This is a genomic window from Shinella sp. (genome assembly GCF_049651085.1).
Taxonomy (GTDB): Bacteria; Pseudomonadota; Alphaproteobacteria; order Rhizobiales; family Rhizobiaceae; genus Shinella.
Genome location: NZ_JBASBL010000026.1, coordinates 246,723 through 260,475 on the forward strand (window position 1 = coordinate 246,723; position 13,753 = coordinate 260,475).

Sequence of the window (13,753 nt, forward strand, 5' to 3'; positions counted from 1 at the left end):
CGGCAGCCTCACGCCGCCGCTGTCTCCGAGAGGTCCTCGACCACCTTTTCCGCGTCCGCAAGGGTCAGGAAAGTGCGGTGTTTCCAGTTTTCCTTCTGCTCGGAAAAATCGGAACGGAAGTGGCCGCCGCGACTTTCTTCACGCAGATACGCGCCGGTCACGATCAGCTTTGCCGTGGTGACGATGTTGTGGAAGCGCATGCGGCTGTTTTCACGCTCCAGCCTTGCGATCTCGCGAATGGCGGTTGCGAGGCCGTCGCGGCTGCGGATGACGCCGGCATGATCGCTCATGACGCGGCGCAGGCGCGTCAGCGCAGGGCTGTCCTCGATGGTCACGAGATCGTCGCTCTCGCCGGCATTCCTGCCCCAGTCGTTGATCTTCGGCTCGGGCAGCATGCCCTTGATGTTTTCCGCGATGCGCGCGGCGAAGACGACGGCTTCAAGCAGCGAATTCGAGGCAAGGCGGTTCGCGCCGTGCACGCCGGTAGAGGTGACTTCGCCCGCCGCCCACAGGCCGTCGATGGAGGTGCGGCCTTCCGCGTCCGTCAGCACGCCGCCCATGTGGTAGTGCACGGCCGGAACAACGGGAATAGGCTGCGTGACCGGGTCGATGCCGGCGGCCATGCAGGATGCATAGACCGTCGGGAACATGTCGGGGAAATGCTTGCCGACCGCCTTGGTGCAGTCGAGGAACGCGCCGCGGCCGGCCTGCACCTCGGCGAACACGCCGCGCGAGACGATATCGCGCGGAGCAAGCTCGCCGTCCTCGTGGATATCCAGCATGAAGCGATGGCCGGCGGAATTGACCAGATGCGCGCCGTCGCCGCGCAGCGCCTCGGTGGCGAGCGGCGCCGGATCGCGGCCGATATTGATGGCCGTCGGATGGAACTGCACGAATTCCGGATCGGCGATGATCGCGCCGGCGCGCGCAGCCATGCCGACGCCCTGGCCGCAGGCTTCCCACGGGTTGGTGGTGACGGCGTAAAGATGGCCGACGCCGCCCGAGCAGAGCACCACGGCGCGGGCCGGGAAATGCACGCGGTTCTTCGACTGGCCGGCATCCGGCCGGGCCACGACGCCCGAGATGAAGCGGCCTTCGCGCACCAGTTCCTCGACGACATAGCCCTCCAGCACGCGGATCGACGGCGTCTTGCGCACGGCCGCAATCAGCGCTTCCATGATGGCCTTGCCTGCCATGTCGCCCTTCACGCGCACGATGCGCCGCTCGGAATGGGCCGCCTCGCGAGAGAGCATCAGCTTGCCTTCGAGGTCGCGGTCAAAGGGCACGCCATATTCGAGCAGGTCATGGATGCGCGCCGGGCCTTCGGAGACCATGAAGCGCGCCATCTTCTGGTCGACGATGCCGGCGCCGGCCTCCAGCGTGTCGGCGACATGCTTTTCAAAGGTGTCGCCGGGGCTCATGGCCGCAGCGATGCCGCCCTGCGCCCAGGCAGAGGATGCGCCCTGCCCGATGGGCGCGGCCGCAAGGATCGTGACGGGGCGCGGCGCAAGCTTCAGCGCGCAGAAAAGACCGGCAAGACCACCACCGACAATGACGATATCGTCGATGCCGTTCCAGGATTGCGGGCGGAAACTATCAATGGGCATGTCTTACTCCTCCGACGCGCCGCTGTGCTCCCTTGCGGGAGACTGACCAAGGGGCATTCGCGCCCCTTTCCCTCCAGAGCGGAGGACGGCCTACTGCTTCAGGTTCACCATCCGCTCGACGGCGAGACGGGCGCGATCGGCAATTGCCGGATCGACCACGACCTCGTCCGTCATGTACACCAGACTGTCGAGGATCTTCGGCAGCGTGATGCGCTTCATGTGCGGACAGAGATTGCACGGCTTGACGAAATCGACGCCCGGCAGTTCGGCCTGGATATTGGAGGCCATGGAGCATTCGGTGACGAGCAGAACGCGGGCGGGACGGTTGTCCCTGACATAGTTGATCATGCCCGAAGTGGAGCCGGCGAAATCGCAGACGGCGATGACGTCCGGGTGGCATTCCGGATGGCCGATGATCTCGATGCCGGGATGGGATTCCTTGTAGGACAGCAGCTCGGACGCCGTGAAGCGCTCATGCACCTCGCAGTGGCCCTTCCAGGTGAGGATCTTCTTGTTCGTCTGCTTGGCGACGTTCATCGCCAGATACTCGTCCGGGATGCAGAGAACGGTGTCGCTCTCCAGGCTCTCGATGACAGCCAGCACGTTGGACGAGGTGCAGCAGATATCGGTCTCCGCCTTCACGTCGGCCGAGGTGTTGACGTAGGTCACGACCGGCACGCCGGGATAGCGCTGCTTCAGAAGGCGTACATCGGCGCCGGTGATCGAATCCGACAGCGAGCAACCGGCCCTGGAATCGGGGATCAGCACGGTCTTTTCCGGGTTCAGCAGCTTCGAGGTTTCCGCCATGAAGTGCACGCCGCACTGGATGATGATCTCGGAATCGACCTTGGTGGCATCGCGCGCAAGCTGCAGCGAATCGCCGACGATATCGGCGACGCAATGGAAGATTTCCGGCGTCTGGTAATTGTGCGCGAGGATGACGGCGCCACGCTCCTTCTTCAGCCGGTTGATGGCGGCGACATAGGGCGCGTAGACCGGCCATTCGAAGGCCGGGATGAACTGCTTCACCTTTTCGTAGAGGTGCTCCGTCTCGCGGGCGATCTCGGGCGTGAAGGTCAGGTCCGGTTTCTCGACGACACCGAAGCGCTCCGCGGCGGTGAGCGGACGTGCGGCTTCGGCTGGCGCGGCATGCTGGGCCAGAACGGTCATGGAACCCTCCTCTTCTCCCGCCTCCCGGCGGTATCCTCGATTTTCCTGCCTTGCGGCAGGCCATTTTGCTCAATTTGAGCATAACGGCTGTAAAACAAAACCGGCACTGGCCGGTCGTTCAGATTTAGAAACTTTTGTGACGCTTTGCAAGAAGCGCCGCCCGAATTCCTTCGGGCGGCGGCAAGGTTTTCGCTCAGGCCATGGCCGGGCGGGCGACGCCCTTTTCCTCGATCGGCCAGTGGACGATCGCCGCAAAGATCCCGAGCACCACGCCGAGCCACCACACCGGATCGTAGGTGCCGAACTGATCGTAAAGGTAGCCGCCCATCCAGACCCCGAGGAACGAGCCGACCTGATGGGACAGGAAGACGATGCCGCCGAGAAGGCCGAGATGCTTCGTGCCGAACATGATGGCGACGAGGCCATTGGTCGGCGGCACGGTGGAGAGCCACAGAAGCCCCATGACGATGGCGAAGATGATGACCGAGGCAGGCGTCTTGGGCAGCAGGATGAAGGCTGAGACCGCAACCGAGCGCGCGATGTAGATATAGGCGAGGAAATAGGGCTTCGAATAGCGCTGGCCGATATAGCCGGCGGCAAGCGAGCCGATGATGTTGAAGAAGCCGATCAGCGCCAGCCCGATCACCGCATAGCGCGCATCAATGCCGAGATCGCCGAGATAGGCCGGGAAATGCGCGGTGATGAAGGCGACCTGATAGCCGCAGACGAAGAAGCCGGCGGTCAGCAGCAGGTAGCTGCGATGGCCAAGCGCCTCACGCAGCGCCTCGCCGATCGTCTGCTTGTATTCCGCGGCCGCGGTGATGCCGGAGGAGGAATTGCCGCGCAACGGAATGGCGATGAGCGGCACGGCCAGCATCAGGATGCCGAGATAGACGAGGCTGTCCGACCAGCCATAGGCGCTGATGAGCCCCTGCGACAGCGGCGCAAAGAGGAACATGCCGGCCGACCCCGCCGCCGTGCAAATGCCGAAGGCCATGGAACGCTGGTCCGGGGTGACATTGCGCGCAAAGGCGGAAAGCAGGATGCCGAATGAGCCCGCGCCGACGCCAAGCCCGACCAGCACGCCGCCGCCGACATGCAGCCAGAGCGGCGACGTGCCGAGCGACATGAGGAAGAGGCCGAGGGCATAGACGAGGCCCGAGACGAGCAGCACGCGCCAGGTGCCGAACTTGTCGGCGATGGCCCCGAAGAACGGCTGGCTGACGCCCCAGGCGAGGTTTTGCAAGGCCATGGCGAGACCGAAGGTGGTGCGGTCCCAGCCGGTATCCTGCAGCATCGGCAACTGGAAGAAACCCATCGCCGAGCGCGGGCCGAAGGTGAGCACGGCAATCAGCGAACCGGCAAGAATGATGAGCCAGGGCATGGGCCGGGTGGCGGCAGGAGCCGCAACGACGGATGGGGCGGACATGGTGGGTCTCCGGGATTGTCTGCCGGGAACCTACGCTCGGCCATCAATTAACAAAAGCGAATTTAATTGACCAAGCAATCAGCCGCATTGATGGGACATTCCGATTCAGCGTATCGCCCGATGTGCTTGACGCAGCAGGATTTTAGGCGCATGTCCATCGCGCGCGTCACATGACGCCAACCCAAACCGGATAAGATCAATGGACCCCGACAGTAGACCATCGAGAGCAATCGAGCGACCTGTCCGGTAAGAAGCCTTCAGCTTCACTCCGGACGGCGAGAACGCCCTCAAAGGAGTGAAGCATGCTGCAGATCTATGCCCGTCAGGCTGACCGCTTTTGCCTGCGTGAAATTTCCAACCCTGCCATCGAGCAGGCGATTTCCCCTGCCCTCTGGTATGACCTCCTGAGCCCGACGCCGGAAGAGGTGAATGAGGTCGAAGCCGCGCTGCACCTTTCCATCCCCTCGCGTGAGGAAATGGAGGACATCGAGCTGTCCGCCCGCCTCTACCAGGAGGACGGCGCAGCCTTCATGACGATGACCGCGCTGACCAATCTCGACGGCGACGAACCGACCAAGATGCCGATCACCTTCATCCTGCGCGGCCCGACGCTGGTGACGGTGCGCTATGCCGATGCAAAACCCTTCGCCACCTTCTGCCACCGGGCGCTGCGCTCCAACGGCCATTCCTACGAGACCGGCGAGGACGTCATGCTCGGCCTTATAGAGGCTGTCATCGATCGCATGGCGGACGTGCTGGAACGGCTCGGCAACGAGATCGACGGCATTTCGCACGCGATCTTCCGCGGCAAGAAGGCGCCTTCCGCCCGCAAGACGCGGAACCTCGAGGCGGTGATCGACCAGCTCGGCCGCAAGGGCGATTTCCTGAGCGGCGTGCGCGAAAGCCTCGTCAGCATCGCACGGTTCGTCGCCTATCATGCGGCGGCGGTCGAGCATCCGGACCGCCGGCCGTACAAGGAAGTGCGCCAGCTGGTGAAACTCGTGCAGCGCGACGCCGTCTCGCTGGGCGACCACGCAGCGTTCCTCTCGGGCAAGATCAACTTCCTGCTCGACGCGACGCTCGGCCTTATCAACCTTGAGCAGAACCAGATCATCAAGATCTTCACCGTCGCCTCGGTCGTCTTCCTGCCGCCGACGCTGGTTGCGTCCGCCTACGGCATGAACTTCGAGCTGATGCCGGAACTGCAATGGCAGCTCGGCTATCCCTATGCGGTCGGCCTGATGATCTTCTCGGCGCTGATGCCCTTCCTCTATTTCAAGCGGCGCGGCTGGGTCTGACAGGCCCCGTCTGCTCCAGCCACACAGAACGACGAAGGGCCGGCACCTCACGGAGCCGGCCCTTCGTTCTCCCAATCCGTCCGGACGTCATCCCCGCATCTTCATCGGCCAGCGCTCGCCGCGCGTCTTTGTCACCTTCACCGCATCCCCGAGGCGCACTTCACCCTCGCCGCGCGGCACCGCGTTCCAGCCGAACAGCACGCCGGGCACGCGCCGGTCGGCGGACATACGCTTTTCGGCGAGGCCCTGGATCGGATTGCCGCCGATGCGCTCGCCGGTCCTCTGGTCCTGCGTGGTCATGATGCAGCGGGAGCAGGGTTTGACGAAACCGAAGACGATGCCGTTTATCTCGATCGTTTCCCACAGGTCTTCCGCCCAGGGCTCGTCGCAAGAGACGAGGATATTGGTGCGGAAACGGTCCATGCCGACCGGTTCTTGCCCTTTGGCGACCAGCGTCTCGTTGAGGTCGGCAAGCGAGCCGGTCGTCGTGACGAGGACCGGAAAACCGTCGGCGAAACCGACGGGCGCCGGGCGGCCGGCCCATTCCTCGCCCTCCGCGCGCCGCGCCAGCGCATCCATGTGCACGAGCTTGACCGGCCGGGCGAGCCAGCCCGACAGGGCGTCGTTCACCGCTTCGTCCGCCACGGCCGCATTCACCGGGCTGTCCCAGATGATCACATCCATCCGGTCGTCCGGTTCGAAGCTGGCGAAGAGCTGGCTACCGCCCATTTCCAGATGCAGGCTATCGCCGACAGCCGTCGCCTCGACACGGGCGAGCGTCTGAAGTTCGCGCTGGGTGATGAAACGGCCATCGGGCTCGACGACCATGAAGCGCCGGTCGCCGGCAAGCCCATCGAGGCGCACCGTCGCGCTTTCGACGGGGATGGCCCGGCCGCTCTTCAGCGGGTGGATGTTCAGACCTTCGATCTTCACGGGGCGACCTTTCCTGAAATTTCGATTCAACGCCTTGCCGAAGCGATTCAATGCGGCGGCACAAAAGCATGTTTTCGTTCAGATTTCATCCAGAAGCATGTCGCGGATGGCGCGCAGGCGCTCCGTGCGCTCCCCGGCCATGCGCGCGCCTGCCGCCGTCTGGAAGCCATCCGCCAGCTTGAACAGCTTGACCTCGAAGTGATCGATGGCGAAGGCCTTGTCGTCGAGCGGCCGGTTTTCGGCGAGCGGATCAAGCGGATCGTAGAGGCCGCTGCCCATGCGCCCGGCAATGTAGAAGCAGCGCGCCGCGCCGACCATGCCGATGGCATCCAGTCGGTCGGCGTCCTGCAGGATTCTTGCCTCCAGCGTTTCCGGCGCAATATCGGCGGAGAAGCTGTGTGTGAGAATGGCGTGGGCAACCGCCGCGACATCCCCGGCGCTCCAACCCTCGGCGGCAAGCAGGCGGGAGGCCTTTTCTGCCGCAAGGCGCGAGGCTTGCCTGCGCAGCGGCGAGTTCTTCTCGACCGAAACGCAGTCGTGCAGCAGCACGGCGGCGGCAAGCAAACGCAGATCGCCGCCCTCTTGCGCTTGGATGCGGCGGGCGCTCTTCCAGACACGAATGAGATGGGCGGCATCGTGCGAGCCGTCATCGGCCGCAAAGGCTTGCGGCAACAGACGCTCGGCAAGGTCACCGAGGGGCGAAAAGGCGGCGGCGAGGCAGGCAAAGGACATGGGCAATCCACAAATGATCGCCCATGACTAGCCTGTCACGGGGACGCGTTCAATTCCGCCTTCCCGTCCGTCCCGGACTTTCCCGAGAGGATCTTCTGGTAGAACAGCCCGATCCCGATCAGCACCGCGCCGAGCCCGATGAAGGAAAGCGCCCGCAGGATGCCCTCGAGGTTAGACATGTCGATGAGGAAGACCTTGACGACAGCGATCAGCACGAGGCCGGCCGAGGCAAGGCGGATGCTCTTGGAATCGACCTTCGAGCCGATAGCGAGCAGCGCCACGCCCAGCAGCAGCCAGACGACCGAGTAGGTGTAGGTCTCCGGCTGGAGGAAGCCCTTCCAGTCGGCAATGTTGTCGCCCTGCCAATAGCGGCGGACCGAGAGCGTGAACCAGGCGAAGACGAGAGCGACGCCGGTCAGGGCGAGCATGATTACATAGGGCAGCGGCCGCCGGTCGCGCGCATAGAAGGCAAGACCGCCATAGGCGATACCGGGCAGCAGGTAGCCCACCAGCAACAGATCGACGACCGGCCATTTGCCGAGCAACTCACCAGTGAAATAGGGGTTGAGGCCAATGAAATGGGCGCTCAGCACCGAAAGCACCGAGAGACCGCCGACCACCATCGATCCGTAGCGGAAGACGGGGCTCGGCGATTTGAGGTCAAGCGACATCATGACCGCCGAGGCGCCGATGACCAGCAGCGTATAGGTCGCCTGCTCGCCGAGCGTCGGCACGGAACTGTCGAGCACGCCGCCATTCATGCCATGGCGCACGAGGATCGCCGCCGTCAGCAGCAGGAACAGGCTGGCGAGCGCCTGCAGCAGGTTGCGGATACGTATCCCCGGCCAGCGACGCAATTCGAAGGCGGAGAGCGCGAGCAGCACCGCCGGAATGCCGTAGCCGGCGAGAAGCTGGTTGAAGACCGGCGTCGTCGAAAGGCTTGCCGGCCCGACGATGGTGGGCTCCCACGCAATCCGCCCTGCAACGATGGCAGCGGCACCGGCCATCAGCCAGGGCAGCACCAGCCAGCGGCGAAGGCGGGTTGCAAAAACGGCCGCCGTGCCGAGCACCATGATGGCGAGCGTGGTGACGAGTCCGTCCGTCAGCGCATGCAAGGCCAGCACGAGAAAGGCGAAACCGCCGGCCGCAAACGCCCATTGCGGCACGAAGAGGCTATCCTCCTCGCTTCGCTCGCGCGAAAAACCTTCCGCCGCCGCGAGGAACACAAGACCGAAGACAACAGCGGTGAGGCCGTGCTTGAGGTCGAACGAGAGGTTGCCGAAATTGAAGAAGCTGATCGCAAGGATCGCAAAGGGCACGGTCGGCGCGATGAGGCTCCAGATCGCGGCGAAAACGCCGGAACCAGCCAGACGCAGGCGCACGGCAGCGATCGAAACGGTGGCGTAGGCGACAGCGAGCACCAGCAGCAGGTTGACCGGCGTTGACAGGACGGGGACCGGAACGGGAAGCGACTGCGGCTCCGTGCCGTCCAGCAACGGAGTGCCGTCGAGCATCGGCGGCGCGATGGTCGAGAACGCGTCGATCACGCCGCTGCCGGGCAGCCCGACCAGCGCCACGACACCCGCCACGGCGGCTATCGCCGACAGCAATGCCGGATAGATAGCCCAGACGCGTAGCGCGCCAAGCAGCGCCAGCGCCATCACCGCAATGACGAAGGCATAGTCCCCATGGGGGATGGCCGCCTCACCGCTTGCAAACATCAGCGCCGGGAAAGCCAGCGCCAGCGCACCGGTCAGCGACACCGCGACGGCCGGCGGGGTGAGCAGCCGGTCGAGCGGATGCACTGAGACGGCTCCCGACGGGGACGGCATGTCCTCCGCCGTAACGCTGCCCGGCCAGATCAGGCCATGGCCGATTGCAAGCACCAGAACGGCAAGAAGCACCGGCAGGACATCGACATTTTCCGAAAACGACAGGTAGAGCGCGATCCACAGCAGCATGCCGGCATTGGCGAGCGAAGGCACGATCTGCCAGCGGCGGATGCGCGCGGCGGCGAAGGTGGCGAGCCATGCAACGCCGAGGAAACCGAACAGGCTCCAGGGGCTCGGCTCGCTGGTAGAAACCAGCGCCGGCGTCAGCATGGAGGCCAGCAGGCCGAGGCCGGCAAGCGCCTGTCCATGCAGCAGAGACAGGCCGATCGTCGCGAAGGAGACAGCGGCGAGCAATGTAAAGGCGGCCACGGGACCGAGATAGCCGTAGAATTCGTAGGCGACATAGGTGACGGCGAAGAGCGTGATCGCGCCGGCCGCCGTCAGCACACCGGGGATCATGGCGTTCTGGAAGGCATTGGCGATGAGCGGCTGGGTGCGGCGGCGCACGAATTCGCCGACGCCCATCAGCACGAGGCCGAAGACTGCGGCAAGCGAAAGCCGCACGGCCGGGCTCAGCAGGCCCGCCTCGATGGAATATTTCACCATGAAGATGCCGCCGAGCGCGAGCGCGATGCCGCCCACCCAGACGGCCCAGCGCGCGCCGATGCGGCTCTCGAAGCTTTCCTTCGGCTTGACCAGTACAATGGCAGGCGCGGCAACGGCCTCCTCGGCCGTTTCACTTGCAACAGAAGCCTCGGCCGGCGCGACGGCCTCGCCGCCGAAGATGGTGCGGCCCTTTTCGGCCTCCTCCACCTTGCCTGCCCAGGGGCTGGAAAAGCCCTCCTCCACTGGCGCTTCGGCCGCCTCTTCGCCCGTGACCATGGCCGCTTCGTCCGAAATTTCCGCCGCCGTCTGTGCCGGCACCGTCACGCCGCCGGTTTTCAGCGCCTCCACCTCACGCTTGAGACGCATCACCTCCTCACCGAGTTTCTGCGCGCTGCTTTTCGAGGCGTTGAGGGTGTAGAGGGCCAGGCCGATGGCGACCAGGGAAAGGATTTCCAGCATTGCAACTCCAGAACGGGCATTGTCCGGCGGGCAGACTACCCGGTTTTCTTCAATCTCCAAACCGGGTTACGTTTCAGGGCGGCAATCTGTTCGGCGTTCAGCGCATCAGATTTTCGATGGGGAAGATGGCGCAGGTTTCCGTGCCGTGGGCGAGCAGCTTGCCGTTTCCATCCCGCAGCCATGCCTCGGAGGTGGCTATCGTGCGGCCGCGATGGACGATCTTTCCCTCGCAGAACACCTCGCCCATGCCGGGCAGAACGGGGCGCACGAGGTTCAGCTTGAACTCGATGGTCGTATAGGCTTCGCCCGGCTTGATGACGGAGAAGACGGCGCAGCCGAGGGCCGAATCCATCACCGTCGCCGTCCAGCCGCCATGCACGGTGCCGAGCGGATTGAGATGATCGGCGGACGGCATGCCGGCGAAGACGACGCGGCCGTCCTCCACCTCGGTCAGACTGAAGGCGAGCGTCCTTGCCATTGGCGGAGCCGGCAGCTCACCGGCAAGCATCGCCTGCAGGACCTTCAGGCCGCCATCGCGCTTCACCACCTCGAGCGGCAGCGTGCCGATGCCGCCGACCGTCAGCCCCGGATAGATTTCGACCGTCATGCACCTGCCTCTTTCGATTGATCGTTTCGTGGCGAACCAAGCGCCTTCAGCGCCGCCTGCACGAAGCCTTCGCGGGCGTTTGCAAGCTCCAGCCCGCGCGGTTCGCAGACATGCCGGTTGAGGAAGAAGGCCGTCAGCCGGAAGCCGTCGGCAAGCGCGGCGGCATCGGCCGCATGCCGGCTTTCGTCGCCAAGAAAGGCGGGCAGCGCCAGCATCTTGTCCGCCCAGGGGCTGCCGGCCTCGCGCGAGACGGCGCGGCCGGATTTCGGCGAGACGTAGCAGAGGTCGTCGCGCGTGCCCGTCGCGACACATTCGAGAAGGTCGAGGCCGAAGCCCAGATCGTTCAGCACGGCAAGCTCGAAGCGGATGAACAGTTCACCGGCATCCGCCGGCTCGTGAAGGTGGCCGAGGATGACGGAAAGCGCCTCGTAAAGATGGGGATGGGGATCGCGCTCCGGCAGGAAGCGCAGCAGCGCCGCCATGGCCTGCACGCCGTAGACGGCGGTCGCCGTTTCCATCAGGCGGCCGGCGCGCAGTTCCACCGGCTCGATCCGGAATTCGCCGAGATGCTCGTCGAGCCGCGCCCGCCACGTCACATCCACCGAATTGCCGGGCTGGAGCACCGGCTGCATCGTGCGCGTGCGCCCGCCGCGCACCATGCCGAGATGCCGGCCGCGCTCACGCGTCATCACCTCGGCGATCACCGACGTTTCGCCATGGCGCCGCACGCCCAGAACGATGGCCTCATCACTCCATTGCATGGCAATGCATTACGCCCTCGCCCGCCCCGCTGCAAGCACATGCGCCCATGCCGGGCACCTGCGGGACCTGTGGCCCGATGGCCACACCTAAGCCCTTGCCACAGTTTTGCTTTCTTCTTGCCCTGCCCGCGCCCGCTTTGCCTTCAATGAAGCCCGAAAGGCCTCCAAGGCCAGATCCAGACTTGCAATTACAGGTGCCCTCTTCATGTGTGTGTCCCGCATCCGCGCTTCTGCGGCTCTTCGCTCCCTCGCCCTCCTCGCTCTTGCCGCCACGCTTGCCAGCTGCGCCACCACCGCTACGCCGGTGAAAAAGGGACCGAACCCCATTCATGTCGCGATGTACGGCCCCCACCCGGAAGAGCGCTTCCCGCTGCCGGCCATGGATATCAGCCGGGTAGACCCGAAATATTTCCGCCAGCAGGTGGCCTACCAGACCAACGAGCCGGTCGGCACCATGGTCATCGATACGCAGAACCGCTTCCTCTACCTCGTGCAGGGCGAAGGCATGGCGATGCGCTACGGCATCGGCGTCGGCAAGGCGGGTCTGGAATTCGAGGGCACCGCGCGCATCGGCCGCAAGGCGGAATGGCCGCGCTGGACGCCGACGCCCAACATGATCAAGCGCGAGCCGGAACGGAACCTCAAATGGGCGAACGGCATGGAGCCGGGCCTGACCAATCCGCTCGGACCGCGCGCGCTCTATCTCTATCAGGGCGGCAACGACACGCTCTTCCGCATCCACGGCACCTCCGAGCCGTGGTCGATCGGCAAGGCCGTATCGAGCGGCTGCATCCGCCTGTTCAACCAGGACATCATCGACCTCTATGGCCGCGTGCCGAGCGGCAGCCGCGTCGTCGTTCAGCAGCATCAGGCGCCGGTGAATGAGGCAATACCGATGGCGGCGGTCGACGCCTTCACGCCGCCCGCAGCCATCTAGTTCATTCACGCACTGGCCTACCAGGCGTCCGGCTCGCGCACCATGTGCACGATATTTGCCGGGCTCATGATCCAGCCGCCGCGAAAGCCCTCGCCCAGATCCTCGACGGCGTCGCAGCGCACGACGCCGTTCTGCTCCAAATGCCCGAGGGCGATCCGGTGATCCGGCGTGAAAAGCTCCAGCCAGACTTCGGCCTGGCTGTAGTTCGGCGCTTCGTCGATCCACAGCCGGTTCGGTCCGAGCACGAAGCCCTTGGCCGGCGCCTTGTCATCAAAAGGCTCCAGGCCGACGACATCGCGGTAGAACGCGATCGTCGCCTCGTATTGGTGCGTGGGCACCTTCATGGCGATGTTGATACCGCCCTTGATTTTCGCTGTCATGACATCCTCCTGGAGCATTTTTCAGCCGAACCGGTATCGTCCCGGCGTCGGACAATGCGTAAAAAACAAAGAGCTGGAGCATTTTCGGTGAACCGGAATTCACCGGATATGCCCTAGATGAAGTCCTGCTGCTCCGAGGCGACGACGCCCTTGAGTTCGCTCGGGTAGTAGCCCTCGCGCAGGTTGATGCCGTATTCGACATAGGCCTTCATGCAGGCAAGCATCTGCGACCAGCCCTCGCAGTTCATGTAGGACGATTTCTGGCCGCGCTCGTTCTCACGCCAGCCAGTCTCGGCGATGGTCACCATCGTGCCGCCATCGTCGAGCGGCTTGAAGCGCATCTCGACGCGCGTCTTGTAGGGATCCTCCCCCTCATCGACCGTGGCGTCCCAGCGGAAAACGATGAGGGCATCCTTCTCCACCTTGTCGACAATGACCGGGGCCATACCCCACCACGTCACAGTCGCGCCCTCGACAAGCGGCGCGCTCGCGCCGCCGATCGTCGTGAAATAGCCGCTCAGCTTCTGCGGATTGACCACCGCGTCGAAGACCTCGGCGGCCGGCTTGCCGATTCTTCCGTTCACGCGAAATTCCAGCGTCATGCTGTCCTCCTTCGGGGCGTCTCCGCCCTCCTCGATCTTGTACCCGGATAAAATATGTTATAAAAACATAACATGTCAAGCGAATCAAAAGAGGATGCCATCTTCAAGGCGCTCGCCAATGGAAAGCGGCGGCAGATGCTGGACGCGATCAGACACGCGCCACTGACGACGGGCGCGCTCTGCGAAAGGTTTCCGGAGATGGACCGCTGCACGGTGATGCAGCATCTGAAGGTGCTGGAAGAGGCGGATCTCATTCTCGCGCGCCGCGAGGGCCGCGAGCGCTGGAACCACCTCAACGCCCTGCCGATAAAGGCGATTCACGACCGCTGGATCAGCCAATATGCCGGCCATGCGATGAATGTGCTCTCCGCCCTGAAGGACGGACTGGACGAGTGAAGCG

General features: G+C 64.4%; 13 protein-coding genes. 3 read left to right on the top strand and 10 right to left on the bottom strand.

Annotation, left to right across the window (positions count from 1 at the left end):
- Window positions 1-8: 8 nt before the first annotated feature.
- From WA950_RS17215 to WA950_RS17225, 3 genes are all read right to left on the bottom strand, one after another.
- A complete protein-coding gene (locus WA950_RS17215) occupies window positions 9-1,607 on the bottom strand; it encodes an L-aspartate oxidase (RefSeq protein ID WP_424552935.1) in 1,599 nt (532 codons plus the stop codon).
- A 90-nt stretch (window positions 1,608-1,697) separates the two neighbouring features.
- Window positions 1,698-2,777 (bottom strand): quinolinate synthase NadA, encoded by a 1,080-nt coding sequence (gene nadA / locus WA950_RS17220; protein ID WP_424552936.1) that lies wholly within the window; start codon window positions 2,775-2,777, stop codon window positions 1,698-1,700.
- Between the two features lie 193 nt (window positions 2,778-2,970).
- Window positions 2,971-4,206 carry an MFS transporter gene (locus WA950_RS17225; protein ID WP_424552937.1) on the bottom strand — a complete coding sequence of 412 codons (1,236 nt, stop codon included), beginning with the start codon at window positions 4,204-4,206 and terminating at the stop codon, window positions 2,971-2,973.
- 302 nt (window positions 4,207-4,508) lie between these two features.
- Here WA950_RS17225 and WA950_RS17230 point away from each other — a divergent pair, with 302 nt between their 5' ends.
- Window positions 4,509-5,504 (top strand): magnesium transporter CorA family protein, encoded by a 996-nt coding sequence (locus WA950_RS17230; RefSeq protein ID WP_424552938.1) that lies wholly within the window; start codon window positions 4,509-4,511, stop codon window positions 5,502-5,504.
- An 87-nt stretch (window positions 5,505-5,591) separates the two neighbouring features.
- Here WA950_RS17230 and WA950_RS17235 read toward each other — a convergent pair whose 3' ends face one another.
- From WA950_RS17235 to recO, 5 genes are all read right to left on the bottom strand, one after another.
- On the bottom strand, window positions 5,592-6,437 hold the full coding sequence (locus WA950_RS17235) for an MOSC domain-containing protein (protein ID WP_424552939.1): 846 nt from the start codon (window positions 6,435-6,437) through the stop codon (window positions 5,592-5,594).
- Between the two features lie 78 nt (window positions 6,438-6,515).
- Window positions 6,516-7,169 (bottom strand): HD domain-containing protein, encoded by a 654-nt coding sequence (locus WA950_RS17240; protein ID WP_424552940.1) that lies wholly within the window; start codon window positions 7,167-7,169, stop codon window positions 6,516-6,518.
- 35 nt (window positions 7,170-7,204) lie between these two features.
- Window positions 7,205-10,066 (bottom strand): DUF2339 domain-containing protein, encoded by a 2,862-nt coding sequence (locus WA950_RS17245; RefSeq protein ID WP_424552941.1) that lies wholly within the window; start codon window positions 10,064-10,066, stop codon window positions 7,205-7,207.
- 97 nt (window positions 10,067-10,163) lie between these two features.
- A complete protein-coding gene (locus tag WA950_RS17250) occupies window positions 10,164-10,673 on the bottom strand; it encodes a PaaI family thioesterase (RefSeq protein WP_424552942.1) in 510 nt (169 codons plus the stop codon).
- Window positions 10,670-11,434 (bottom strand): DNA repair protein RecO, encoded by a 765-nt coding sequence (gene recO / locus WA950_RS17255; RefSeq protein ID WP_424552943.1) that lies wholly within the window; start codon window positions 11,432-11,434, stop codon window positions 10,670-10,672. Before recO ends, WA950_RS17250 begins: the two co-directional genes overlap by 4 nt.
- A 205-nt stretch (window positions 11,435-11,639) precedes the next feature.
- Here recO and WA950_RS17260 point away from each other — a divergent pair, with 205 nt between their 5' ends.
- Window positions 11,640-12,371, top strand: coding sequence for a L,D-transpeptidase (locus WA950_RS17260; protein ID WP_424552944.1), 732 nt, complete (start codon window positions 11,640-11,642; stop codon window positions 12,369-12,371).
- 17 nt (window positions 12,372-12,388) lie between these two features.
- Here the strand turns inward: WA950_RS17260 and WA950_RS17265 are convergent, their stop codons facing one another.
- Together WA950_RS17265 and WA950_RS17270 are read right to left on the bottom strand one after the other, a co-directional pair.
- Window positions 12,389-12,751, bottom strand: a complete 363-nt coding sequence (locus WA950_RS17265) for a hypothetical protein (protein WP_424552945.1) — start codon at window positions 12,749-12,751, stop codon at window positions 12,389-12,391.
- A 113-nt stretch (window positions 12,752-12,864) separates the two neighbouring features.
- On the bottom strand, window positions 12,865-13,353 hold the full coding sequence (locus WA950_RS17270) for an SRPBCC domain-containing protein (protein ID WP_424552946.1): 489 nt from the start codon (window positions 13,351-13,353) through the stop codon (window positions 12,865-12,867).
- Window positions 13,354-13,425: 72 nt separating this feature from the next.
- Between WA950_RS17270 and WA950_RS17275 the strand changes: the two genes are divergently transcribed.
- Window positions 13,426-13,749 carry an ArsR/SmtB family transcription factor gene (locus tag WA950_RS17275; RefSeq protein WP_424552947.1) on the top strand — a complete coding sequence of 108 codons (324 nt, stop codon included), beginning with the start codon at window positions 13,426-13,428 and terminating at the stop codon, window positions 13,747-13,749.
- Window positions 13,750-13,753 lie beyond the last annotated feature (4 nt).

What these genes read in the sequence shown, in the direction of transcription:
- WA950_RS17275 (WP_424552947.1), top strand. Translation starts at nt 13,426, where the DNA reads ATGTCAAGCGAATCAAAAGAGGATGCCATCTTCAAGGCGCTCGCCAAT.
- WA950_RS17250 (WP_424552942.1), bottom strand. Translation starts at nt 10,673, where the DNA reads ATGACGGTCGAAATCTATCCGGGGCTGACGGTCGGCGGCATCGGCACG.
- recO (WP_424552943.1), bottom strand. Translation starts at nt 11,434, where the DNA reads ATGCAATGGAGTGATGAGGCCATCGTTCTGGGCGTGCGGCGCCATGGC.
- WA950_RS17215 (WP_424552935.1), bottom strand. Translation starts at nt 1,607, where the DNA reads ATGCCCATTGATAGTTTCCGCCCGCAATCCTGGAACGGCATCGACGAT.
- nadA (WP_424552936.1), bottom strand. Translation starts at nt 2,777, where the DNA reads ATGACCGTTCTGGCCCAGCATGCCGCGCCAGCCGAAGCCGCACGTCCG.
- WA950_RS17260 (WP_424552944.1), top strand. Translation starts at nt 11,640, where the DNA reads ATGTGTGTGTCCCGCATCCGCGCTTCTGCGGCTCTTCGCTCCCTCGCC.
- WA950_RS17245 (WP_424552941.1), bottom strand. Translation starts at nt 10,066, where the DNA reads ATGCTGGAAATCCTTTCCCTGGTCGCCATCGGCCTGGCCCTCTACACC.
- WA950_RS17265 (WP_424552945.1), bottom strand. Translation starts at nt 12,751, where the DNA reads ATGACAGCGAAAATCAAGGGCGGTATCAACATCGCCATGAAGGTGCCC.
- WA950_RS17240 (WP_424552940.1), bottom strand. Translation starts at nt 7,169, where the DNA reads ATGTCCTTTGCCTGCCTCGCCGCCGCCTTTTCGCCCCTCGGTGACCTT.
- WA950_RS17230 (WP_424552938.1), top strand. Translation starts at nt 4,509, where the DNA reads ATGCTGCAGATCTATGCCCGTCAGGCTGACCGCTTTTGCCTGCGTGAA.
- WA950_RS17225 (WP_424552937.1), bottom strand. Translation starts at nt 4,206, where the DNA reads ATGTCCGCCCCATCCGTCGTTGCGGCTCCTGCCGCCACCCGGCCCATG.
- WA950_RS17270 (WP_424552946.1), bottom strand. Translation starts at nt 13,353, where the DNA reads ATGACGCTGGAATTTCGCGTGAACGGAAGAATCGGCAAGCCGGCCGCC.